We start from the raw sequence: 24,544 nt of genomic DNA on the forward strand, positions 1-24,544 counted from the left end.
TACTATGCACGCCATCGCCGCTTACGAATACCAAACGCTACAAGTCAGTGTCAGTGAAAATATAGCCACTGTCACTTTGAATCGCCCGCAGAAAAAAAACGCCCTGAGCTTTCAGATGGTGGATGAGCTGATTCGTGTTGCCGGCCACATTACCAAAGACAAAAGCTTGCGAGCAGTGATTTTAAATGGCGCGGAAGGTACTTTTTGTGCTGGCATCGATTTAGGTGATTTGAATAACCCTAAAAATCAGCTGTATGCGATGTGGGAGCTTATTAAGCCTAAACAGAGTCTGTTTCAGCGCGTCTGTTTGGTCTGGCGTGATGTGCCCATTCCGGTGATTGCGGTACTAGAAGGTCATTGTATCGGTGCTGGCATGCAGCTGGCGCTAGCGTGTGATGTGCGCATCAGCCATCCTGATTGTAAGCTATCGATTATGGAGGCGAAGTGGGGCTTAGTGCCGGATATGGGCTTGACTCAGTCCGCGTTTGGCGTCGTGCGCGAAGACGTACTAAAAGAGATGGCGATGACGGCGCGTATCGTTGAGGCCACTGAAGGTCAGGCGCTGGGCCTCGTTAGTCACTGTGATGAAGCGCCCTTTGAGCACGCTCAGAAGCTAGCAGAAGAGTTAGTGCAGCGCTCACCTGACGCGGTGCTCGCGAGTAAACGCATCATCAACGCTATGCATCATCAGTCTGCATTAACGCTTTATCAAGAAAAAATGTGGCAAATGAAACTGATGCTTGGCCGCAATCGCAAACTTGCGCTGAGAAAGGCCAAACAGGCGAGTACCGTTTTTGGTAAACGTCAATTTCGCTAATCTTTAGACTCATAGCCAAGAAGATAGCGTACCAGTAAGGCCGGCGTTATGGTAGTCATTATGTGAGCTATATATTTTAAGCGTTATTTGTCCATTGAAAAAGCAGCAGACAGTCCGATATAGGCTTGTCTGCTGCTTTTTTCGCAATAGCGTTTATTGCTAAATACTATCTTTAACCTCATAAACCTATCTTCAACATCATAATCATCAACGGTACGTACTATGTCTGCTTCAAAATCTAATATCACCAAGGCTTCTAATCAAAAAGCCGCTGCTACTAGAGTACGCTCATCAGAGCTACCAGTAGCTTGGATTATGATGCTGGGACTTATCGTAGCGATAGGGCCGTTATCTATTGATATGTATTTGCCCGCATTGCCTTCTATGGCCGATGAGTTTGGCGTATCGACCGCTTTTATGGCTAACTCTGTCCCGGCTTATTTTGTGGGTTTAGTTTTTGGTCAGCTTATCTATGGGCCTTTGAGTGATCGTGTCGGCCGCGTCAAACCGCTCTATTTCGGTATGACTTTGTATGTGATTGCCTCTATAGTCTGTGCCACAACGAACAGTGAATACGTATTGTTTATTGGCCGTACTGTGCAAGCGCTTGGCGCTTGTGTTGGCGCTGTAGTAACGCGAGCAGCCATTCGTGACAGGCTGACGGCGAAGCAAACGGCAAAGGCTTTTTCTATCATGATATTAGTGATGGGCCTTGCGCCAATTTTAGCGCCTTCCCTTGGTGCTCTATTCTTACAGTTTTTTAATTGGCATTCTATCTTTTGGTTTTTGGCCGCCTTTGGCATGCTTAATTTATTATTAACCAAGTTTTTCTTCTTTGAAACGCTTAGCGAAGAAAATCGCAATGCTCGTCCTGCCAAAGAAGTGCTCAGCCAGTATTGGGATTTGCTAAAAGACCCAAGCTTCAATTATCCGGCTATAGGCGGTGGTTTATTAATGGGTGCGATGTTCGTCTACATTAGCTCGGCTTCTGAGTTAATCATGGACACTTATGGCATTTCAGCGACGCATTTTGGTTGGCTGTTTGGTATGAATGCGGCAGGTTTTGTGGCTTTGACCCAGTTGAATCAGTGGCTAACCAATCGCTTTCGTATTCTGAGTATTCTGCGTTTTGGCGCGATGATGCAGGTCATCTCTGCTGCTATGCTATTTGTGATCGGGCTGATTTTTGGTACCGACGCTTGGCTGCCGTTAGTGTTAGGGTGTATATTTTTCTGTATTGCCGGACTGGGGCTGACCCAGCCAAACGCTTCTGCGATCGCTTTAGCCTTTCAAAAAAGCCGTGCTGGTATGGCTAGTGCTATGCAAGGCTCACTGATGTTCTCAGTTGGAATATTTGGTGGATTGTTATTAAACTTATTCCCAGTTAACCCAGTATTGAAAATAGGTATCGCTATGTTTTCGCTAATGAGCCTTGGCGCTTATTTAATCTGGCAAATTGACCGTAATTTAAACCTTGATGATGCAGAGTAAGTTTAGCGAGCGCTCACTCAGAGTCTTTAGTACATCCTATAAAAAAACGCTACTAACCAAAGCGTTAGTCAACAAAGTGCTAGAGCTTACCCATCCTTTTATGATAAAATACAGCGCAGCTATTTATTGCAGGGCAGTTTTGATGTTTTATTCTAACTATTCCTCGCAACTAGCGCATTCTTTAAACCAACCAATGACACACATCTTACGATAAAAGATGACTGGGTGTCTGGCGATTTGATTAATTTGTCTAACGCTTCTGCATATTTGAAGCTTCAGCAAATGCGTGTCGCTAGATAGGTCGTTTTTGTAAGATGGAGGCATAACCCAACCAAGGATAATATCATGGCTATAGACAACCCAACTCAAGTATCAATGCGCGACCTTCTACAAGCAGGCGCTCACTTTGGTCACCAAACACGTTTTTGGAACCCAAAAATGGGTCCTTATATTTTTGGTGCTCGTAACAAGATTCACATCATCAACTTAGAGCACACCGTTAAATCATTTAACGAAGCGCTAAACTACGTCAACAACCTAGCAGCTAAGAAAAACAAAGTTCTTTTTGTCGGTACTAAGCGCGCGGCAAGCGGTGTTATCCGTGAGCAAGCACAGCGTGCTGGCATGCCTTATGTTGACCATCGCTGGCTTGGCGGCATGTTGACTAACTGGAAAACACTACGCCAGTCAATCAACCGTCTAAAAGAGCTTGAGAAGCAAGCGGAAGACGGTACTTTTGCTAAGCTAACCAAGCGTGAAGCGCTAGAACGTACTCGCGATATGGAAAAACTAGAGCGCTCTTTAGGCGGTATCAAAGATATGGGCGGCTTACCTGACGCAATCTTCGTCGTCGACGTTGATCATGAAGCGATCGCCATCAAAGAAGCCAAAAATCTAGGTATCCCAGTTATCGGTATCGTTGATACTAACTCTAATCCAGATAACGTTGATTACATCATCCCTGCTAACGATGATGCTATCCGTGCCGTGACTCTATATGTCACAGCAGTAGCGGACGCCGTTATCGCTGGTAAAGAGTATGCACAGACGCAAGCGGGCGGCAAAGCTGAGCAGCAAGCTCCTGCCGAACAACAAGCGCCAGCTGAAGCCAATGCTGATGCTATTGAGCAGCCTGCAGAAGCACCTGCTACTAAGAACCCAGCTGAAGCACAAGCTGATCTATAAATAGTCTAAAGTATGGGAAGCCTTGATTTATAGTGCTTAGCACCCATATAAAGCTATTAATAGCGTATAAGCTTAGCTTATATTTATAAGCTCAAAATAGGCATGATGAAGTTTTACTCGTCATGCCTTATTATTAACCTGTTATTGACACGTTATTGACTTGCTGAACTGAGATTCAATGTGTTCAGAGACGTTCAAATATCTCTTAAAGAGATATCTAGAGACATATAAGTATCGTGTATCCCATACATATCAATACTCACATACATAATAAAAGGTAACTCTTATGTCAGAAGTAAAAGTATCTGCCAAAATGGTAAAAGAATTGCGTGACCGTACTGGTCTTGGCATGATGGAATGTAAAAAAGCCCTGCAAGAAGCGAATGGTGATGTCGAAGTTGCTATTGACAACCTGCGTAAGTCAGGTCAAGCAAAAGCGGCTAAAAAAGCAGGTAATATCGCAGCTGATGGCGCTATCATCATCGCTCAAGGTGACAACAAAGCGTTTTTGTTAGAAGTAAACTGCCAAACTGACTTCGTTGCAAAAGATGATAGCTTCACTGCTTTTGCAGAAAAAGTTGCTAATCTTGCGCTAGAAAACAATGTCACTGATGTGGCCGCTATCTCTGAATTACCTTATGGTGATGGTCAAACTGTCGAAGAAGCTCGCGTTTCTTTAGTACAAAAAATCGGTGAGAACATTCAAATCCGCCGCGTTGAGACCCTAGAAGGCAATAACATCGCCTCATATCGTCATGGCCTACGTATCGGTGTTGTCGTCTCATATGAGGGCGGTAATGAAGAAACAGGTAAGAACTTAGCAATGCATATTGCAGCATTCAACCCAGTAGCGGTTAATGATGAAGACGTGTCTGCCGATGTATTAGCGCGCGAAAAAGATATCATCGAAGCCAAAGCAAAAGAATCTGGCAAGCCTGACAACATCGTTGAAAAAATGATCGAAGGTGGCCTACGTAAGTATCTAGACGAAGTGACTTTACTACGTCAACCATACGTCATGGACAATGACAAAAAAGTCGGCGATGTACTAAAAGCTGATGGCGTAACAGTACTAGGTTTCAAACGTCTAGAAGTTGGCGAAGGCATTGAGAAGAAGCAAGAAGATTTCGCCGCTGAAGTTGCAGCTACGCAAGCGGCAAACAAGTAAGCTATCGCTAAATCTAAATAAAGTAACTTTTTCGTCCTTGTCTCGTCTTAAAATAGAAAAGCCCGTTATTTATTAACGGGCTTTTTTGTGTCTATAATAAGCTGTTTAATAACCTTACTTTCTAACGCAGGGCATCAAAAGCAGAATTGGCGTAGCTGGCGCTATTGGCATTACTACTAGTGCCATAGCTGACTTTTTGCATACCGCTACTCATGCCAGTATTATTAGCTGCCATAGTACTACCAGCAATACTAGCATCGTTCTTATACAAGCTATGATAGCGGCTCATCACCCGTTTGACGTAATTACGGGTTTCTTTAAAAGGAGGAATGCCTTTGTATTTATCGACATTTCCTTCGCCCGCATTATAGCCTGCTACTGCAAACTCCACATTATTATTAAAGCGCTTCATCAGCCAAGCGATATATTTCGCCGAGCCTTCGATATTTTCTGAAGGATTCCAAGCATTGCTGACATTGAAGCGGCGAGCGGTCGCTGGCATAAGTTGCATAAGGCCTTGCGCTCCTACCGGCGAGCGAGCATTGGGATTAAAAGCGGATTCGGTATGCATCATTGCTTTCATTAAGCCAGGATCGACGCCATGCCGCGCGGCAGAAGCGCGAATGTAGCTATCGTAGGCATTACGGCTACTGCTGTTGCTAGCGGTACTAGTGCCGTAATTATTATAGTTATTGTCGCTACTACCATCATACATCTTGGCGTCTTTATAATAAGTGACTTTGACTTTTTTAGTGAATTTATCAAAATTACCGCTTGGACTGACATTGGTCAACAGTACTTGACCAGCTTGGTCCTTATAGATGTACATATTGCCGGCGTGTGCCGTCATGGTAAAAGCGGATAGGGCGATAGAGGTCAACAACAAAGATGACCAGCAGCGGCTCAATAAAGGGGCAGTATTCATCATAAAGAGATCACTTTTTATCGGTTAATAGCAGATCGATAGTTTCAATAATAGTATCAATAACTAGTTTGTTCGCCTAACGAAATATCTGCAACGATTAGCATCAGCAGAAAATTTTGTAAGGTTACTATAGTAACAAAACCACTAGTAATACATACAAAATATAATAGTTACTTACTATAACACAAAATACTGGCTAGCCCTATTGTATTGATAGCTATAGGATTTATAGTTAAATACTTATTTATTAAGCGAAAAACTTAGATATTAAAGGCACTAATAAAGATAGGTACCCAAACGGCAGTCAGTAAGCCATTTACCGCAAGACCGAACGCGGCATAGCGCCCAGCTGTAGGACTGATTTGCCAAGCTTCTACCGTTCCGAACGCATGAGCGGCCAGTCCCAAGGCTAAACCTTTGGCTCGATCGTCATTCACTTTTCTAAATAAGAATCTAGCGACTGTACCGCCCATCAGCCCAGAGACGATAATAATTAAGTTAGCCATAGCAAGCGGTGCACTGATTAAGTCCGCTACACTCAGGCCAATAGGGGTGGTGACGGAGCGCGTAGCAAAAGACAGCAAGGTATCGTGACTGAGTGAAAATAGATAGGCTAATGACATCGGTAATAGCGCGCCGATCACACTTGCGATGAGCACGATAATAGATAAGCGCTTAACTGGTAAACCTTTGAAATTCATCGCGGCTAAAGGGATAGCCAGCAGCACAGTGACATAACCAAGCAGGCGATCAAACACTGGTTTGGCGACGCTATAATAATGATCGTAATCCCACTGCGTAATAAACAAAAATAGCAATACCAATACTAGAGCGGTAATAACCATAGGTAACCAAGAGATCTTCTTGGCTAATATACGAGCGATGACATGCGCGGCTAAAGTCAATAAAATAGCTGCTAGAGTCGCCATAAATACACTACTAAACATCATCTTAACTCTCCGCGGCTCAGGCTACTCAGGCTTATCATTGACATTATGTATGGTCATGGCTGCATTGTCTTTATGATCAGCGCTAGCGCTTAACCAATGATTGGCTAAAATCGCTAGACCCCAAAGCGGTATCAAGGTACTAATAGCCATCGTCAGCATTACGCCCCAAAACTCATCACCTAACTCAAATAGTAAAATACCAGCGCCAGCTGATACCGGCAAAAAAGCAAAACCGCTATCGACTAACAACAGATTACTAGCTCTAGTGATCCAGTTCGGTAAACCTTTGAGCAAACGCCAAACGACTAAAATGACAAACATTGCTACGAGGCCAACAATATTCGCCGCCTTTTCGATACCTGCCCACTGACACAGGAGTAACGCTGATTCACGCACTATCACGACCATCGCTAGCGTCAAAAGTAAGGCTAGCCATAAAGGCAGTTTGGTTTGAGTAAGGGCTTTCATAAATCATCCTAGCCGCAATGACTATTAAAGAGTATTGATAAAAAGAGTCAGGTTATCGATAAAGAGCTATGGTTTGTTTTTTAGAGATTACCCAACTTACTAAGGTAAACTGAGGTAAAATAAAAACTTTAGTTGAGTGACAACTCATGCGCTCGATTATATAGAGAAGTGAGCTACTAATAAACCTTAAGAGTCTGTGAATTTGCAACAAGCGTTCATGCGCGGTGGTAATAACGGTAAAAGAATTATAATAGACAGACAATAAAAAAATGAGTACATCAGCCTAAAAACGGCCAATGCACTCAGTATTTATTTAACACAAATCTTGAAGTGATTATCCTGTTGAGCTTTGAAGCTTAATTCAAACTCTTAAGCTTGCGGACTTGAGTCATTATTTACAGGATCAATATTGCCAGTCTCATTATCTGACGCAAAGATCTGCTCGTAGGTTAAGTCTTCTGCTACTAGTGACTCGTCCTCAGCATTTTGTAACTCATCCTCGTCTTCTTGTTCAAAAGGCTCAAGAATAGGCATCAGCAAGGTCGCTTGCGCTAAGGGTAGCACATCCATAGGTTGCAGGTCCGCTTGACCTAATAATTGCTTGAGGCGCTCACTTGGCAGGCGAATGGTCAAGCACTCGTGACCGCTGTCATCATAGCTTTCTTCCAAAATAACCCCAAGCTCGTACAAGGTGTTTTTGAAGTGTCCAGCATGGTAGGGCAAAGTCAGATTAAAGGTGGTCAAAGTACCCGTCATCAGCTGTTGTACCGCAAGTGTGAGCTCTTCGATACCTAAGTTATCTTTTGAGGACACATAAACACGGTTTGGCTCACCTTCGTTTGCATAACCAATGCGCGCAGGCTCGCCTGTTAAGTCAATCTTATTATAGACGTTGAGTACTGGCACCTCGTTATCGATCTCTGCTAGCACCTCTTTGACCGCTGCAATTTGCTCGTGCATGTCCTCACTAGAAGAGTCAATCACATGTAATAACAGATCGGCCTCTAAAGTCTCCTCCAAAGTAGCGTGAAAAGACTCGACAAGCTCATGTGGCAGATGACGTACAAAGCCTACCGTATCGACTAGAACCACACGGCCAACACCTTGCCAATCTAAGCGTCGCAAAGTCGGGTCTAGGGTCGCAAATAGCTTATCTGCGGCATAGATATTTTCATCGACTAAGCGGTTAAATAGGGTAGATTTACCTGCGTTAGTGTAGCCGACTAATGATATCGTCGGCACGTCTGATTTTTGCCGGCGAGCACGGCCTTGCGCGCGAGTTTGACGTACTTTTTCAAGCTTAGATTTGAGCTGATTGACCCGCGTTTGTAGTAAACGACGATCCGTCTCAAGTTGTGTTTCACCTGGACCACGTAGACCGATACCCCCTTTTTGACGCTCTAAATGCGTCCAACCACGTACCAATCTAGTCGACAAGTGATTCAACTGTGCCAGCTCCACTTGCAGCTTACCTTCGTAAGTCCGCGCGCGCTGGGCAAAAATATCCAAAATTAAACCGGTGCGATCGAGCACACGGCATTTCGCTAAAGCTTCCAAGTTACGCTCTTGCGAGGGTGAGAGGCTATGATTAAAAATCACGATATCAGCATCATTGGCACTGACCAACTCAGCAATCTCTTGTGCTTTACCGGAGCCAACGAAGTACTTAGCGTCAGGCTTCAAGCGTGAGCCTGTCACAAGCTCCACGCGCTGAGCACCAGCAGAGTCAACAAGCAGTTCAAACTCACTTAGATCATCAGGATCTTGAATTTGACGAATGTCCAGATGAACTAAAACGGCACGCTCGCCACCTTCATATCTTTCAAAATATTCCAAAAATTTTCACCTATAATTGGGGTAAACAAATCGCTATTATCGGCTATAATTGCCTCAAAAATAGCGTGTAGATAATAGTCTATATGTGGTCTTATCGCGGGTTATTAAAGCGTAATCGCTAGATTAGCACGAGTTTTATGTTACTGAGTTTATAACAGATAGGTTTATAGCAGATAATTAATAGCGAAAACCATCCTCTAAGCTCAGTGAACAAATCGTCACTGACTATGAGAATTTTGCTATACTTATGGCGTTTTTACAGACATTCAATTATGAGGGATACAGATGAGCCACTCTAAGCCAGGCTTTTCACTAAAAAAACAATTCAGCCGCAGTAAGCAAATCGCAGGTATGACCACCACTATGGCAGGCGGGCTACGAGCCGCACAGCGTATTGGGGCTTTCAAAAATCCGCCACGCGAAAAACTACCACGCTACATCCAAGCGTTTTGTCGCAAAATGGCAGGCTCTTTTGGTATAAAAGTGGTCGAAGTTGAGCCAGTACAGCAGCACCATGGTCTTTGGGTCTCAAACCATGTGTCATGGATGGATATTCCAGTAGTAGGTACAGTCAGTCCCGCTTTCTTCTTGTCCAAAGCTGAGATAGGAGAATGGCCGGTATTCGGCAAACTTGCTTATGCTGCTGGCACAGTATTCATTCAGCGCGGTTCAGGGGATGCCGGCTCAGTAGCGACCCAAATCGCTGACTTCTTGCGCAAGGGCTTCTCCGTAGTATTTTTCCCTGAAGCCACTACTACTGATGGTACTAAGATTAAGCGCATTCATGGTAAGCTGTTGCAAGCGGCTATAGACGCTGATGTTCCCGTGCAGGCGATGGTCATTGCTTATGTCAATAAAGACGGCAGCTTGAGTAAAGACTTGCCTTACTACGGCAAGCTGACAATGAAGCAGAGTCTGAAAAAAGTGCTTGATACTAAGAATGTCACCGCTTATGTCTTGCCGCTTAAAGCTATCGATCCAAAAGGTCTTAGTAAAAGTGAGCTGACTGATCTGTTGCAAAAGCATATGCAAGAGGGGCTAGCAGAATTACATGCGCGAGTATTGAACTAACCGCTTACAGTGATTAATAGTGTATTTTCGTCCGATGTTATGTAGAGATTATAGTTATGCAGAGCTTTTAGTTGAAGTGAGATTAGTTAGATTGAGAACGACAAAGGCGCTAATCATATCGATTAGCGCCTTTTTTGCATGAAACTTAGTAGCTTTAGTGAGCTAGACTAAGGAGAAGGGTTAGGCTGCTGCGTATGTACGGCCTCGATAGCAGCTAATATGTCATCGCTTAACGTTAAATTCGCGCTATCGATGTTTGATTTGAGCTGCTCAATGCTCGTGGCGCCAATGATATTACTAGTGACAAAGGGCCGCGAGTTCACAAAAGCGAGCGCCATCTGCGCCATATCTAATCCCGCGTCGCTTGCTATTTTGGCATATTGCTCAGTGGCTGCTAGCGCTTGCTCGTTAATATATCTTTGGAACCTATCATACATCGTCAGCCGCGCGCCAGCTGGCTTTTTGCCGCCTAAATATTTACCGGAGAGCACGCCAAAGCCTAGGGGCGAATAGGCGAGCAAACCGACATTTTCGCGATGAGCAATTTCCGCCATACCCACCTCATAAAGTCGATTGAGTAAGCTGTAAGGATTTTGCACGGTGATAGGCGCAATGAGTCCGTTTTTGTCCGCTTCCCACAAGTAGCGCATCAGTCCCCATGCGGTATCGTTTGAGAGTCCATAGGCACGAATACGGCCTTTTTTTATCTCGTCATTGAGCGCTTGAATGGTCTCTAAAAACGGCGTTAAGTCGTCAAGCGATTGCGCTGACATCTCACTATCATAACCGCGTTGACCAAAAAAGTTCGACTGACGCTCAGGCCAATGCAGCTGATAGACATCAATATAGTCCGTTTGCAGACGCTTAAGATTACCATCAATGGCTTCACTAATTTGCTTAGCATTATAGCGGCTATTACCGTCTCGCAAAAAACTCATCGGCGACATTTTACTAGCCAAAATGACTTTGTCGCGCTGCTGAGTTTTAGCAAACCAAGTGCCGATAATCCGCTCCGTATCGCCTTGCTTATCTTTATCAGGCGGTGAGGGATACATCTCGGCACAGTCCCAAAAATTCACCCCTTCGGCAAGGGCTAAGTCCATTTGCGCATGGCCTTCACCTTCGTCGTTCTGCTGTCCCCAAGTCATCGTTCCTAGACAAATCTTTGAGACCTTCTCATCTATTTGCGGCAGTATCTCGTATTGCATATGCGCATCCTTATTGTTTTGTTCATTACTTTTATTTGTAGCCAATCGCAAAGAAAATCGATACATTATATTAAAAAGTGCTACTGGAATTAATTTTACTTGTGTGCTGTGCCTACGCCGACAGAGGCTGCGCAAAATTAATTCCAGTAGCGCTGTATCGTTTTTAAAGTGTCTTAACTATATTATAGTTTTCGCTATTAGCTCAGTTGAATGCCCGTCACACCCGGCGGCGTCACTTTAAAGATTTTGACTTTAAATAGCACGTCTTGTCCGGCGAGTGGATGGTTAAAATCGACCTCGATCTCATCGTCATTGATAGCGCTAATCGTACCGGGCAACGTGTTTTTACCTTTATCTTCAAATTCCACCATCATGCCGATTTCAGGATCGTCCGCGACTAAGGCAAACTGCGGACGGCTAAATCGCTGAATATTGTCCGGATTCCAGTCGCCAAAAGCCTGCTCAGGTTCCAGATGCGCGCTGCGAGTATCGCCCGCACGCAGGTTCATAAGTACTTGCTCAAAGCCAGGCAGCAAGCTTTCGTCGCCGACAGTTAGACTTACCGGCTGATCACGGCTAAAGGTGGAGTCAATCACTGTGCCATTCTCAAGCGAGACTTCAAAATGAAGCTTTACTAAACTGCCGTGAGTGATACGGGTGTCTTCGTGGGGGTTAATAAATTTCGGTGCGTCTGGTGATTGGGTCATAGTGAACAGCCATTTATAGTTAAGGTATGAGATATATAGCAGATGATAATCTTAAATAATAGGGTCTTAGCTTAGAAATGATAAGCGAAATAGTGCCCCATGTAAGCGTAAATAGTGTAACGTAAAGGCGCTAAAACAGTCTTAGTTATATAGAGTTAATGAATCATAAAAAGTTATTAATCATAGTCAAATAATAAAGAGTATCGTTAGCAATGGCAAATAGACAACAAGGTCGAATTACAAAATGGCAAGATGACAAAGGCTTTGGTTTTATCGAAACCGAAGTTGGTGAGTCGCTGTTTTTTCATGTTAGTGAGTTTAAAGCGCCGCGTCGACCTGTTATCGATGAGCCAGTAGTCTTCAGTGTTGGACAAGATAAGCAAGGTCGCTTGCAAGCTCGTCAAGTACAAGAGCTAAGTTTTGTGCAGCAGCAAATGAGGGATAAAAATAGTCAAATTCGCAGGCGTAACTCAAAAAGGAATCAGCAAGCAGACTTTGAGGTCGGACAAACTAAACGCTTATTTTTGGGCGTTGGCTTTTATGCAGTGCTAATATTGCTCGCGGTCATGGATGATTTGAGCTGGCTCGTCGTAGCTTGGTATTTTGTATTAGGAATATTGACCTATCTGACTTACGCCAAGGACAAAGCGGCCGCGCAAAATAATGAATGGCGTACGCCTGAATCCAATTTGCATCTATTAAGCATGCTCGGCGGCTGGGTTGGCGCTATGGTCGCCCAAACTTACTTGCGTCACAAATCGCAAAAGCCTGACTTTCGCTTCACCTATTATCTAACGGTAGTGATTAACTTAGCGGGTTTGTTATTTATTATGGCAGGTGGCGGTTTAGAGACTATTGGAAAGTGGTTATAGCCTCTATTCAAAGCGCTTCCAAAATTCGCTGATAAACTGCGGCATCTTTATTTGAGAAGCAGCAAAAGATAATGTCATTTATCGAAAAACTATCGGAATTTTTTAGCTTGTCTTGTATGTAATTTCTTACCGTATTTACCGCGACTTCGGTTGCTTTATCAATGGGATAACCATAAACCCCCGTACTAATAGAAGGAAAAGCAAGGCTAGCGACTTTATTTTCAACTGCCAATTCTAACGAGTTTTGATAGCAGCTCGTAAGTAGCGCTTCTTCATCCTTACTACCACCGTGCCAGATAGGCCCTACCGTATGAATGACATAGTCACAGGGGAGGTTAAACGCAGGGCTGATCTTAGCCTCGCCAGTGGCGCAGCCGTTTAGGGAGCGGCAATACTTGAGTAATTCAGGCCCTGCGGCGCGATGAATTGCGCCATCGACACCGCCGCCACCGAGTAAACTTGAATTGGCCGCATTGACGATAGCATCGACTGGTAGCGTGGTAATATCTGCTTGTAATACGGATAAGGTAACCGTGCGAGCAGCAGAACCAGCAACAGAGTCATCAGAATCAGAAACTTGCTTTTGAAAAACTGGCTTGGATTGATCCTTCATCATAGTAGCGTCCTTTGTATTTATTAGATAAAATTCATTTCAATAGTCTAAGTGATTTGCTATCGTTTAGATGTATATGTTATGAATATAAAAGTTTTTCTTAATGAGATTTCTAACAAACTATAAAAGGGACGTTTTAGTGATTACACTCTATAAATACACTCATCCTAGCCGCGCAGAAACCGTGGTTTGGGCACTGCAAGAGCTTGGCTTGGAATACGAAACTAAGGAGCTCGATGGTCATAAGTTCGAGCAGCGACATCCAGATTTTCTCGCGATTAACCCGTTCGGAAAAATACCCGCAATTACTCATAACGGTAAAAACTTCACCGAATCCTTAGCGATTATCGAATACCTTAATGACTTGCATCCTGATAGCCCATTGACGCCCAGTCAAGATGACAATAATTATGCCGAGAAGAACTATAAACTGCGTCAGGTCATCTCGTTTGGCATGATAGAAATTGAGAGCTATCTGTGGATTTTAACTAAGATTAAGGTGCTAGAGAATTACGAGAATTGGCCTGAAGGTACGGCTGAGAATTGTATGGAAAACATCCAAAAAGCGCTACCAATTGCTAATGACTGGTTAAATGAGCAAGACTATATAGCAGGTGATAGCTTTACCTTAGCGGATATCTATTATCACCATCTGTTCAATTGGCTAAAAATGTTGGGTGTTCCTTTACCTGAGTCCGCTAAGGCTTATGTAAAAAGATTGTCTGCGCGGGAACATTTTCCTAAGAAATAAAGAGATTTATCGTAGGTTGCACTCTGCGCACCATCAAGATCAATCTCACTACAACAATCCCAAGCAAAAAAAGGGCTCACGTTATCGTAAGCCCTTTTTCTGATGATACAAAACCAACATACTAACAATTAGGCCTTATGCTTGCCTTCGCGCTTACCTTCCAAAAACAGCATGTCGATGACGATAATAGCGACGCCGATACAGATCGCGATATCGGCAATATTAAAGATAGGGTAGTGCCAAACATCAGCATAGTGCACGTGGATAAAATCGACCACTTTACCAAGCCTGACGCGATCAATTAGATTGCCAATAGCGCCGCCGAGTACCATGGCTAGCCCTAGCGATAACAGCTTGGCATTGCGCGGTGCTCTGATCAAATAAACCAGCAAAAATAGCGCAATCACTAGCGCTAAGCCTGAAAAAAACCACTTTTGCCAGCCGCCAGCATCCGCTAAAAAGCTAAAGGCTGCGCCGTAGTTATAGGCCAATGTCCAATTCAAGAATGGCTCAATGACCGGTATCGGCTCCAAAAAATTCAGCTTAGTTTCCGCGAGCCATTTGGTCCACTGATCAAGGACAATGATCGCTATCGACAATAAGTACCACAAAAAAGCACGGCTGCCATTAGCCACCACTTTTGGGGTTTTAATCAGTCGACTTCTAGGTGTCACTGAGTTACCTGTCGTGACGTGAGCAGGTCTCGGCGAATTATCGACTTCGTTAGTAGGACGCTCAGGCGTATCAAGCATAGTGACGCACCTCACCGCTGCCTGCCACGTTAGTTACGCAGCGCGCGCACAGCTCTGGATGCTCGCTGTCAGTACCAACGTCGTTACGGATGTGCCAACAGCGCACGCATTTAGTCCCGTCAGCGACGTCGATAGTGACTTTTAGATCCGCTGCGGCTACAGCGCTTTCGTCACTACTGCTATCGTCATCGGTATTTTGGTCAACCGCAGGTGCTGCGCTGATAGGCTTTAAAGTAGCGTTACTGGTAATCAACACAAAACGTAGCTCATCCTTTAGCTTGGCTAAGCTGTCATGCATGGCGCCATCAGCATACAAAGTTGCATCAGCAGCTAGATTGGCGTTCAGTAGCTTGTTGCCGCGCGCGATTTCGATGTTCTTATTGACCATATCTTTGGCGCGCATGATATGGTGCCAATCTTCACTACTGATAGTGCTAAGCTCAAGCGCTGGAAACTCGTACCATTCTTGCGTAAAGACATAGCTACCGGCGGCTTGCTCATCTTTGCTATTCAAGACCTCCCACGCTTCTTGCGCGGTAAAGGATAAGATAGGGGTAATCCAACGTATCAAGGCTTGGGCGATATGATAGATCGCTGTCTGTGCCGAGCGGCGCGGTTGACCATCCTTTTGGGTGGTGTACTGACGATCTTTGATAATATCTAGATAAAAGCTGCCCAAGTCCTGCGAGCAAAAAGCAGTGATATGCTGAGTGACTTGGTGAAAGTCCATCGCATCATAAGCACTAACGATTTGCGTTTGTACGCTTTGCGCGCGCTCGATGATGAATTTATCTAGGCTGACCAGCTCATTGATGTCGATGCTGTCAGTAGCTGCATTAAAGTCATCGGTGTTGGCAAGTAAGAAGCGTAAGGTATTACGGATACGGCGGTACATGTCGATCGCGCCTTTGAATACCGTTTTGCCCGCGCTCATCTCATAGCGATAGTCACTCGAGGCAATCCATAGGCGCAGCATATCCGCGCCGGTCTTATTGATCTCTTCTTGCGGGGTGATGATATTGCCTAATGACTTACTCATTTTGCGGCCGTTTTCGTCGACCACAAAGCCGTGTGTCAACACTTGCTTAAACGGCGGGCGCTCGTACATGGCTTCTGACGTGAGTAAGGAAGTCTGAAACCAGCCGCGATGCTGATCGGAACCTTCTAAGTACATATCGGCAGGATTGGTCAGCTCATCACGCTGCTCGAGCACGGCAAAATGGGTGGTCCCTGAATCGAACCAGACATCTAAAGTATCAGTAGACTTATCATAATCAGCAGATTCATCGCCTAAGTAATCTTCACAGCTGGCATCAAACCAAGCTTCCACGCCGCCCTTAGCGATATTTTGTGCGGCGGCTTCCATTAGCTCAAGAGTATTGGGATGCAGCTCGCCGGTCTGTTTATGAGTGAAAAAAGCAATCGGCACGCCCCAAGTACGCTGGCGTGAGATACACCAATCAGGGCGACCGGTCATCATCGCCTCAATACGGTTCTGACCCCAAGCAGGCGTCCACTGTACTTCTGGAATATCGTTTAAAGCACGTTCACGCAAACCTTCCTTTTCCATATTAATAAACCACTGCGGCGTGGCACGGAAGATAATCGGCGACTTATGACGCCAGCAGTGCGGATAGCTGTGCTCAATCTTGGTATGGCTCACCAAATGATCATTATCATGCAAAGCGGCAATGATTTTTGGATTAGCTTTATAGATATGCTCGCCTGCAAATACCGCCGCGCTCTCTAAATAAACGCCATTACCGCCGACTGGGTTTTCGACGGGTAAGTTATATTTTAGACCCACAATATAATCGTCGAGACCATGACCCGGCGCGGTGTGTACCAGACCCGTACCACTGTCAACCGTGACATGGTCGCCTAAGATGATAGGTACTTGACGTTCCTCAATAAGCGGATGCTGAGCGCGCAAGCCTTCAAGCTCCTTACCTGAAACCGTAGCTAAGATACCTTGGCTATCTAACTTAATCTCCGTTAGCGCAGTTTCGACTAAATCGTGCGCCAGGAGTAGATTACCCTTGGTGGTCGCTACCACCGAATAGTCATGCTCAGGATGCACCGAGATAGCTTGGTTAGCGGGCAGAGTCCAAGGTGTCGTCGTCCAGATAACGACTGAGATAGTGCCGTCTATTTTTGCCAACGCGTTTAGCTTTTCAGTATCAAGCAGATCGAAGCTGACATAGATCGCGTCAGAGACTTTATCTTGATATTCCACTTCCGCTTCTGCCAGTGCCGAGGTACAGTCCAAGCACCAGTTGACCGGCTTCATACCGCGGGTGACATGGCCATTTTCATAGATCTTACTGAGCGCCCGGACGATATTGGCTTCCTGCGCAAAGTTCATGGTCAGATAAGGATTATCCCAATCGCCAAAGATACCTAAACGTTTAAAATCAACTTTTTGTAGTTCGATTTGGGTGGCCGCATACTCACGGCAAAGACCACGAAACTCAGTTGCCGAGACTTTTTGGCCGACCTTACCGACTTTCGCCTCGACTTTTTGCTCGATAGGCAAGCCATGACAGTCCCAACCTGGCACATAAGGCGCATCAAACCCTGAAAGCGTCTTCGACTTAACAATCATATCCTTGATGACTTTATTGACCGCGTGACCTAAGTGAATCTGACCGTTGGCGTAAGGAGGGCCGTCGTGCAAAATGTACTTAGTCGCACCAGTACGCGCCTGACGAATCTTACCGTAGACATCGTCAGCTTCCCAAGCGGCTAACCAATCGGGCTCACGTTTGGCCAAATTGGCACGCATCGCAAAAGGCGTATCTGCTAGATTTAGAGTATCTTTGTAATCGTGGCTAGGAGTGTCAGTAGCTTTGTCAGTCATAGGAGGGTATCTTTTATCAGGTTAAGTAATTTATCAGCTCAAGTAGATAGTGTATGGGGGCTAATAGCTAAGGTTAAATAGCGCTTCAATTTAAATAGCACCTTACCCTAAATAATGCCTTAACTTAAATAAGTTAGCGTCAGATTATGTTAAGAATGGCAGCTATTATATGTTAATTCTACTAGGGTAAAAAGGGGCATGTACTGCGCGTGTCATTTTAGTTGCGTAATAGTGATAAGCAGTGTACAACTGTACTTAACAACCGTTTCACTTAAAATACGGAACCATAAAATTTAACGGATAAAAATACTGAATAAATCACGTTAAAGATGAAGGAGTCATCATGAAAATAGGTATCCCCAAAGAGATTAAAAATAACGAAAACCGTGTCGGTCTGCCTCCAAACGCCGTTACTGTGTTAGTCAGCGACGGTCATAAGGTTTTTGTCGAATGCGATGCGGGCATGGGTTCGCACTTCACTGATGAGGATTATGAGGAGGCGGGCGCGACCATCGTCAATAGCGCTAGTAAAGCTTGGGACGCCGAGCTGGTCATCAAAGTAAAAGAACCCCAGCAAGAAGAATTTAAATATTTAAACGAAGATCTAATTTTGTTTACTTACTTGCATCTGGCCAATGAGCCTGAATTAGCCAAAGTATTAGTGCACAATAAAGTCACGGCGATAGCCTATGAAACCGTACAACTGGCTGATAACTCTTTGCCACTATTGACCCCTATGAGCGAGATCGCTGGCCGTATGAGTACCCAAATCGGCGCGCAGTTCTTGCAGAAGTTTTATGGCGGTAAGGGGATTTTACTTGGCGGCGTGCCTGGGGTGCAAAAGGGCCGCGTTACTATCATTGGCGGCGGCGTCTCAGGTACGGAAGCGGCCAAAATCGCTATTGGCCTGCGAGCCGACGTGACAATTTTAGACTTAGATCCCAAGCGACTCAAAGAGCTGTCCGAGATGTTCGGTAATAACGTACAGACTTTAATCTCTAATAAAGTCAACATCGCCGACAGCGTCGAGGTCAGTGATTTGGTCATTGGCGCGGTACTGATTCCGGGTGCGGCCACCCCCAAGCTAGTCACAGAAGAGATGATAGAGTCGATGGATGATGGCGGGGTAATTATCGATATCGCTATCGATCAAGGCGGCGTCTTTGAGACCACCGATCGCATTACTACCCATGACGATCCGACTTATATTAAGCACGGCATCGTCCATTACGCGGTTGCCAATATCCCAGGAGCGGTGCCACGTACGGCTACGATGGCGCTATCGAATGTTACCTTGCCCTATATTCAAAAGCTGGCCAAAAAAGGGGTTAAGCAAGCTTGTCATGATGATGCTGCCTTTGCAAAAGGGGTAAATGCCGCGCAAGGTTATATCACTTATGAGGCGGTTGCAGAAGCGCTAGATTATGAGTATAAGGCGCTCAATGAATTAATTGGTTAAAAAATAGAGCTCAACCACAACCTAAGCTTAAGCGACCATAGCGGCTGAATACCTGTTAACCCTTGCGTCATCTCACCCTCTTTTAAGACGACATAAGAGGGCGTCACTTGCCCTTGCCAATCTGCGAAGATCGCACCGTCTTCATCGTTGACGGTAGTGAAGTCAAAATTATTTTGCTGCATATAGTTTTGCAGCTCTTGATCGGAGCCTGACTTAATGGCAACAGTCACTACCGGATAGTTGCCAGCGGCCGCAAGCTTATCAATAGTAGGTGAAGTATAAGTACATATCGGGCACCAAGTGCCCCAAAAATAGACTAGCGTAGGCGTATCCGTACTCATCGCTGCTAAATCTAGCGCTTGTCCTTGATAATCGGTCAATTGCAGTTGTGGATTAGCGGGCATGACAGGCTGTCGCCACCAGTTAATCGCGGTATAAATAACGATAAAGACAAGACCGTACAGTAGGGTGGTTTTTAGCACCGACCAAAATTTTTGCTTCGGCGTTTTTTTAACTGTTATGCCTGTTTTTTCTACATCAGTAGTCATAGTGTTTTTCTCTGAGCTTATAGTTTTTTAATCGTTATCTTTTTTATGTTGAATTAACTATAGATAAAAATAAACGGCTGAAAGGTCAGCCGTTTTTATAAAAGTTAAGTGTTTAGTTGAGCGTTTAAGATTTAAGTATAGTCAATCCACCATAAAGTAAACCCAGTGCTACTGGGATGAATTTTACGCAGTCTTTTGGAACGCAGCACGCCAGGAAAATTTATACCAGTAGCACGCTGTAATGGATATACTCCTTTTATTTAGGACTAACTATATTTAAGACTTTTGCGCGCGATTCTGTAACGGATCGCCTAATAGGACGCTGCCTGAGTTTTCACGGCGCTCTTCATCGCTGAGCTTGCTCGCTGAAATCTTTGACTTACGCTTCCATTTTAGGCTAAATAAGTCATCACGGCGATCGAGCAAATTATGCACGGAGCCTTCGTTACGTACGTGAATGAGCTTGTCTAAATTTAAGTCAGAGAAGAACACCATTTCCGTATTAGCCGTAGTCTCCGCCATAATGGCATCGTGCGGGAAGGCAAAGTCAGATGGCGAAAAGATAGACGACTGTGCATACTGAATATCTAAGCTTTCGACCTGTGGCAGGTTACCGACTGAACCGCAAATCATCACATAGCACTCGTTTTCAATCGCGCGGGCTTGCGCGCAATGGCGGACGCGTAAATAGCCATTTTGAGTGTCCGTCCAAAATGGTACAAATAAGATATCCATATCATCGAGGGCCATGAGACGCGCCAGCTCTGGGAACTCAACGTCGTAACAAACCAAAATGCCAACACGGCCTGCATCGGTATCGAACACTTTGACCTCATCGCCGCCTTCGATCACCCAAGCGCTACGCTCGTGCGGGGTAATATGAATCTTGCGCTGCTCCTCGACAGTTCCATCGCGGCGGCATAAGTAGCTGACGTTGTATAGCGTATCGTTTTCATCGAGTAGCGGCATAGAGCCACTGATGACGTTGACGTTATATGTCACTGCTAAATGAGAGATTTCATTCTTAAACCATTCGGTATAATCTGCCAAAAAGCGAATCGCAACGTTCTGATCGGTCGACTCGCACAGCCCCATTAGCGGTGCGTTAAAGAACTCAGGCAAGCAGGCAAAGTCAGAGTTATAATCCGCCATGATATCGACGAAGAACTCGACTTGCTGTAGTAGTTCCTCAGGCGACTCGACTTCACGCATCTGCCACTGAATACCGCCAATACGCACCTCAGACTTACGAGTATTCGGCTTGTAGTCTTTGGGCTCGTAGTAGATATTGGCCCACTCAAGGAGCGTCGCAAAGCCTTTGGACTGCTTGTCATCAGGCAGGTAGCCGGTCAAAATACGCTTGACGATAAAGCCATTAGACAGCTGAAAAGAGAGCGCAGGATCATGAATCTCGCGTGACTCGACGGCGTCAATATACTCGCCTGGCGTCAAATCCTGATGGTTATAGTATTTGGGAATACGGCCACCGGCTAAGATAGAGCGAAAGTTCATCTGTCGGCACAGCTCTTTACGCGCATCATAAAGACGTCGGCCCAAACGATAGCCGCGATACTCTGGATCGATAAGCGCGTCCAAACCGTAGATAGCGTCGCCCTCAGGATCGTCTTTTATGATCTCTCTATGACCGATTAGATCGTCATAAGTATGCGGGTTCGAGAACTTGGCATAATCAACGCGCATCGATAGCACCATGCCGATCAACTGATCATGGTCGAATAATGCAATTTGGCCTTCAGGAAAAGCGTCGATCAAAGTATGAATCGTGGTCTTTGACCAAGCGCCGCCTAAGTTGACATAGACGCGATCCATGAGCTCTTTGACTTGCGGGTAGTCTTTTTTCTTAATCTCAGCAATCGTTAGGTGAAAGTCGTCTAGTTTTTCTATCTTGCTCATCGGTGTTCCTATTTTGGTAGTGTTAGCTATTGAACGTAGGTTGGCTGTGATTAACTTTCTTTATTTGCTATGGTTTGATGGGTTTTTAAACAACTATTTGTTCGCTTAAATGCATAAGCTACGCCTTTAACTAGGCTTATTTATCAGTAAGTTTTCTGTTTTTCTTGGTCTATAAAAAAAAGTATTAAATCCGTAGTACGGATGATACAATAATTAATAATAACAATTACTTGCCAGTTACTATTTAGAATCTATCCTCTATTTTGTCTCTCGAAAATCTGTGTTTGTCATCATAACATTTGCGCAACAGGTTACTAGTTAATCCTAGTAAGCGTGACAGTCACCGCTAGTTTAGTTTATTTATTTGGTCTACTAGTCAGGTAAACCACTATTAGGATTGCATATGACCTTACTTCTAAACCATACCGATACGGTTAAAGCTTTAGATAAAACAGCAGAAACCGCTTTGATTCGTTTGGTTTATGTGAGTAGTTTGACGCTCCATTCGCGCCTACAAGCTTCGATATTTGATAAAGTAGAAGCCTATGCTCGTGACTATAATCAGCAACAAGGAATCACCGGTACGCTTTGTTATGGCAACAGTCATTTTTTGCAGTGCATAGAAGGTGAAAAAGCCAAGGTAATGGCATTACAGCAGCGCATATTTGCTGATAAACGCCATAAAAATGTCAAGATCATATTACTAAAAACCATTGAACAGCGCACTTTTTATGATTGGCGGATGCGTTTGCTGTTTTTGGAGCGTTGGCTATGGTCTCCTGCAACCAAGCAGCAGGCCGCGCAATTATCGCCTTTTCTGCCGTTTGCGCCGCATGGTTGGAGTAGTGAGCGAACTGAACAATTCTTAGGCGTCATCAAAAACTTTGAGACACCGCCGCATGTCAATGCTGCTGGAATTACTTACAATGCATTGGGTAATATGATCAAGTACATTGCCGCCCCACATCAAGCTTTTTTAATTGTGCAAGGGTTTTTGGCAGTATTATTGGTTATAGGGTTACTACTACTAAATTACTAATTTACCAACCCGATAAGCCAATAAACGGTTGTCTGGCAAGACGTTTTAGCCTTTTAATGAGAAAAATGACGTTAGACTAAAAGTTTAGCGTCATTTTTTTAACCGCAATTTTGAAATAAATAAACTCTACTACATATCGAAAATCTTACCGCGATTCATAATATTATTGGGATCAAAGACTTTTTTGACTTCTCGCAAATAGTCAATCTCAAGGGCGCTACGGCTATACTGTAGATAAGGCTTCTTAGTCATACCCACACCATGTTCAGCTGATACCGAGCCGCCATATTTTTGTACGGTTTCAAACACATATTTATTGACGATTTGACACTCGCGAAAGAAATCATCTTTGCTCATGTTTTCAGGCTTTAAGATATTGAGATGTAAATTACCATCGCCGATATGCCCAAACCAGCACACCTCAAAGTCAGGATAGTTGTGACTGACAATTGCATCAATCTCTTCGATAAACTCAGGCACGTAGCTGATCAACACCGAAACGTCATTTTTATAGGGCGTAAATACCGAGATAGTCTCAGAGATGTATTCGCGTAGCTTCCATAGCTCTGCTGCTTGCGCCAGGCTCTGACTCATCACCCCATCGACAACCCAGCCTTGCTCCATGCACTCTTCAAATATCGCCATGGCTTTATCCATAATCGGCTCATAAGGCGCTTCGAACTCTAGCAGCGTATAAAACTTGGTGCGCGATTCAAACGGCTCTTGTACTTGTCCGTGCGCCATTAGCTTATCAATCGCCACCTCATCGAAGAATTCAAAAGCAGTTAGATCAATCTTCGCTTGAAAGGCGGATAGTACGTTCATCACATCGTTGAAGCTGTCCATACCTAGCACCATGACGTTCAAGTCCTGCGGCAAGCGATCCAGCTTAATCTGCGCCTGAGTGACGAAGCCAAGTGTGCCCTCAGAACCGATGAACAGGTGACGCAGGTCATAACCGGTGGCATTTTTCACCATGCCGCGATTAAGCTGCAAGATATCGCCTTTGCCAGTGACTACGGTCAAGCCCATAATCCATTGACGGGTCATGCCATAGCGTATCACTTTTATGCCGCCGGCATTGGTGCCGATGTTGCCGCCGATTTGGCTCGAACCTGCCGAGGCAAAATCGACAGGGTAGTATAAATCTTTGGATTCAGCGAACTGCTGCAGCTGCTCTGTAACCACGCCGGCTTCGATCTCAACCATACGATCAGCGGGATAGAATTGACCAATAGCATTCATCTTATCCATACTGACGACGATCTCACCATTAGCAGCCACTGCGCCTGCCGACAGTCCCGTACGACCACCGCTTGGGGTTAAGACCACGTTATGCTCGTTAGCTAATAAGACAATCGCTTGTACTTGCTCAGTGGTCTTTGGAAAGACGATAGCGGCGGCGGCAGGTGCGAAATGCTTGGTCCAGTCTTTACCCCAATGCTCTAAGCTTTCGCTATCGGTTTTTATTTGGCTCTCTTCAAACTGATGGGTCTGACGTAAAGTCTGTAAAATAGCTTGCACCGCTGCAGTATTGACAGCACTCTGCAAGCTTGGCTCATTGATGTCCGCTTGCTCAGCCGCATGAGTGCGCTCGTGTGCCGGTTGGTTTTCGATAAGGGATTCATTCATAATAGTCTCGGCTATTTAGCAGTAGCAATAGATAAGGGTAAGGAAATGAGATAAGGCTAATATTAGCACATCACAGGGCTATATCTAAGCAGATGCGAGACTGAATCAGTCACCATTAACCAAAACGATGACAACTTATTCCTCTTATTCTCTAACATCCTCGGGCGATTTTGTGTAATATAAGCGCATTGTTTTTATTCATCATAAGTGAGTGATGACCCAAGAGGGTGTCGCCTGCACTTTTTTAACATCGATACTGTAGTTTTAGTAACGATAGT

21 protein-coding genes are annotated in these 24,544 nt (G+C 44.8%); 9 read left to right on the forward strand and 12 right to left on the reverse strand.

Annotated features, from left to right (window positions below):
- The first annotated feature begins 4 nt into the window (after positions 1-4).
- The 4 genes from ACS8FD_RS05950 to tsf all read left to right on the forward strand — a co-directional run bounded on the left by ACS8FD_RS05950 (position 5) and on the right by tsf (position 4,661).
- Positions 5-817, forward strand: coding sequence for a crotonase/enoyl-CoA hydratase family protein (locus ACS8FD_RS05950; protein WP_439274917.1), 813 nt, complete (start codon positions 5-7; stop codon positions 815-817).
- 222 nt (positions 818-1,039) lie between these two features.
- Positions 1,040-2,308: a multidrug effflux MFS transporter gene (locus ACS8FD_RS05955; protein ID WP_439274918.1), complete on the forward strand. Its 1,269-nt coding sequence runs from the start codon at positions 1,040-1,042 to the stop codon at positions 2,306-2,308.
- 345 nt (positions 2,309-2,653) lie between these two features.
- Positions 2,654-3,493, forward strand: coding sequence for a 30S ribosomal protein S2 (gene rpsB / locus ACS8FD_RS05960; protein ID WP_439274919.1), 840 nt, complete (start codon positions 2,654-2,656; stop codon positions 3,491-3,493).
- Positions 3,494-3,779: 286 nt separating this feature from the next.
- The gene (gene tsf / locus ACS8FD_RS05965; protein ID WP_439274920.1) at positions 3,780-4,661 is read left to right on the forward strand and encodes a translation elongation factor Ts; all 882 of its coding nucleotides are present in this window, start codon (positions 3,780-3,782) and stop codon (positions 4,659-4,661) included.
- 121 nt (positions 4,662-4,782) lie between these two features.
- Here the strand turns inward: tsf and ACS8FD_RS05970 are convergent, their stop codons facing one another.
- The 4 genes from ACS8FD_RS05970 to hflX form a co-directional block, all read right to left on the reverse strand.
- Positions 4,783-5,589, reverse strand: a complete 807-nt coding sequence (locus ACS8FD_RS05970; RefSeq protein ID WP_439274921.1) for a lytic transglycosylase domain-containing protein — start codon at positions 5,587-5,589, stop codon at positions 4,783-4,785.
- Positions 5,590-5,846: 257 nt separating this feature from the next.
- Positions 5,847-6,536 carry an LrgB family protein gene (locus tag ACS8FD_RS05975; RefSeq protein WP_439274922.1) on the reverse strand — a complete coding sequence of 230 codons (690 nt, stop codon included), beginning with the start codon at positions 6,534-6,536 and terminating at the stop codon, positions 5,847-5,849.
- A 21-nt stretch (positions 6,537-6,557) separates the two neighbouring features.
- Entirely contained in the window at positions 6,558-7,004 is a 447-nt protein-coding gene (locus tag ACS8FD_RS05980) for a CidA/LrgA family protein (RefSeq protein WP_439274923.1), read from the reverse strand.
- 369 nt (positions 7,005-7,373) lie between these two features.
- Complete coding sequence (gene hflX / locus ACS8FD_RS05985) at positions 7,374-8,840, reverse strand: ribosome rescue GTPase HflX (protein WP_439274924.1); 1,467 nt, start codon at positions 8,838-8,840, stop codon at positions 7,374-7,376.
- A gap of 285 nt (positions 8,841-9,125) precedes the next feature.
- Here hflX and ACS8FD_RS05990 point away from each other — a divergent pair, with 285 nt between their 5' ends.
- Positions 9,126-9,911: a lysophospholipid acyltransferase family protein gene (locus ACS8FD_RS05990; RefSeq protein WP_439274925.1), complete on the forward strand. Its 786-nt coding sequence runs from the start codon at positions 9,126-9,128 to the stop codon at positions 9,909-9,911.
- A 167-nt stretch (positions 9,912-10,078) separates the two neighbouring features.
- Here ACS8FD_RS05990 and ACS8FD_RS05995 read toward each other — a convergent pair whose 3' ends face one another.
- Together ACS8FD_RS05995 and ACS8FD_RS06000 are read right to left on the reverse strand one after the other, a co-directional pair.
- Positions 10,079-11,119 carry an aldo/keto reductase gene (locus ACS8FD_RS05995; protein ID WP_439274926.1) on the reverse strand — a complete coding sequence of 347 codons (1,041 nt, stop codon included), beginning with the start codon at positions 11,117-11,119 and terminating at the stop codon, positions 10,079-10,081.
- Positions 11,120-11,316: 197 nt separating this feature from the next.
- A complete protein-coding gene (locus ACS8FD_RS06000) occupies positions 11,317-11,826 on the reverse strand; it encodes an FKBP-type peptidyl-prolyl cis-trans isomerase (protein WP_439274927.1) in 510 nt (169 codons plus the stop codon).
- Positions 11,827-12,038: 212 nt separating this feature from the next.
- On the opposite strand from ACS8FD_RS06000, the gene ACS8FD_RS06005 reads away from it, so the two are divergent.
- Positions 12,039-12,698, forward strand: coding sequence for a DUF1294 domain-containing protein (locus ACS8FD_RS06005; RefSeq protein WP_439274928.1), 660 nt, complete (start codon positions 12,039-12,041; stop codon positions 12,696-12,698).
- A 7-nt stretch (positions 12,699-12,705) separates the two neighbouring features.
- On the opposite strand, the gene ACS8FD_RS06010 is transcribed toward ACS8FD_RS06005, so the two are convergent.
- Positions 12,706-13,314: an O-acetyl-ADP-ribose deacetylase gene (locus ACS8FD_RS06010; protein ID WP_439274929.1), complete on the reverse strand. Its 609-nt coding sequence runs from the start codon at positions 13,312-13,314 to the stop codon at positions 12,706-12,708.
- 136 nt (positions 13,315-13,450) lie between these two features.
- On the opposite strand from ACS8FD_RS06010, the gene ACS8FD_RS06015 reads away from it, so the two are divergent.
- Positions 13,451-14,062, forward strand: a complete 612-nt coding sequence (locus ACS8FD_RS06015; RefSeq protein ID WP_439274930.1) for a glutathione S-transferase family protein — start codon at positions 13,451-13,453, stop codon at positions 14,060-14,062.
- 128 nt (positions 14,063-14,190) lie between these two features.
- Here ACS8FD_RS06015 and lspA read toward each other — a convergent pair whose 3' ends face one another.
- Together lspA and ileS are read right to left on the reverse strand one after the other, a co-directional pair.
- Positions 14,191-14,814, reverse strand: a complete 624-nt coding sequence (lspA, locus tag ACS8FD_RS06020) for a signal peptidase II (RefSeq protein WP_439274931.1) — start codon at positions 14,812-14,814, stop codon at positions 14,191-14,193.
- The gene (gene ileS, locus ACS8FD_RS06025; protein ID WP_439274932.1) at positions 14,807-17,674 is read right to left on the reverse strand and encodes an isoleucine--tRNA ligase; all 2,868 of its coding nucleotides are present in this window, start codon (positions 17,672-17,674) and stop codon (positions 14,807-14,809) included. Before ileS ends, lspA begins: the two co-directional genes overlap by 8 nt.
- A 343-nt stretch (positions 17,675-18,017) precedes the next feature.
- Between ileS and ald the strand changes: the two genes are divergently transcribed.
- Positions 18,018-19,133, forward strand: a complete 1,116-nt coding sequence (gene ald, locus ACS8FD_RS06030) for an alanine dehydrogenase (RefSeq protein WP_439274933.1) — start codon at positions 18,018-18,020, stop codon at positions 19,131-19,133.
- On the opposite strand, the gene ACS8FD_RS06035 is transcribed toward ald, so the two are convergent.
- The gene (locus ACS8FD_RS06035; RefSeq protein WP_439274934.1) at positions 19,130-19,681 is read right to left on the reverse strand and encodes a protein disulfide oxidoreductase; all 552 of its coding nucleotides are present in this window, start codon (positions 19,679-19,681) and stop codon (positions 19,130-19,132) included. The genes ald and ACS8FD_RS06035 overlap by 4 nt on opposite strands.
- 276 nt (positions 19,682-19,957) lie before the next feature.
- Positions 19,958-21,595 carry a carbon-nitrogen hydrolase family protein gene (locus tag ACS8FD_RS06040; protein ID WP_439274935.1) on the reverse strand — a complete coding sequence of 546 codons (1,638 nt, stop codon included), beginning with the start codon at positions 21,593-21,595 and terminating at the stop codon, positions 19,958-19,960.
- Positions 21,596-21,998: 403 nt separating this feature from the next.
- Between ACS8FD_RS06040 and ACS8FD_RS06045 the strand changes: the two genes are divergently transcribed.
- Positions 21,999-22,634, forward strand: a complete 636-nt coding sequence (locus ACS8FD_RS06045; RefSeq protein ID WP_439274936.1) for a BLUF domain-containing protein — start codon at positions 21,999-22,001, stop codon at positions 22,632-22,634.
- A gap of 129 nt (positions 22,635-22,763) precedes the next feature.
- On the opposite strand, the gene ACS8FD_RS06050 is transcribed toward ACS8FD_RS06045, so the two are convergent.
- Positions 22,764-24,266 carry an FAD-binding oxidoreductase gene (locus ACS8FD_RS06050; protein WP_439274937.1) on the reverse strand — a complete coding sequence of 501 codons (1,503 nt, stop codon included), beginning with the start codon at positions 24,264-24,266 and terminating at the stop codon, positions 22,764-22,766.
- Positions 24,267-24,544: the final 278 nt, after the last annotated feature.

The sequence above is a fragment of the Psychrobacter sp. 1U2 genome, assembly GCF_051847575.1.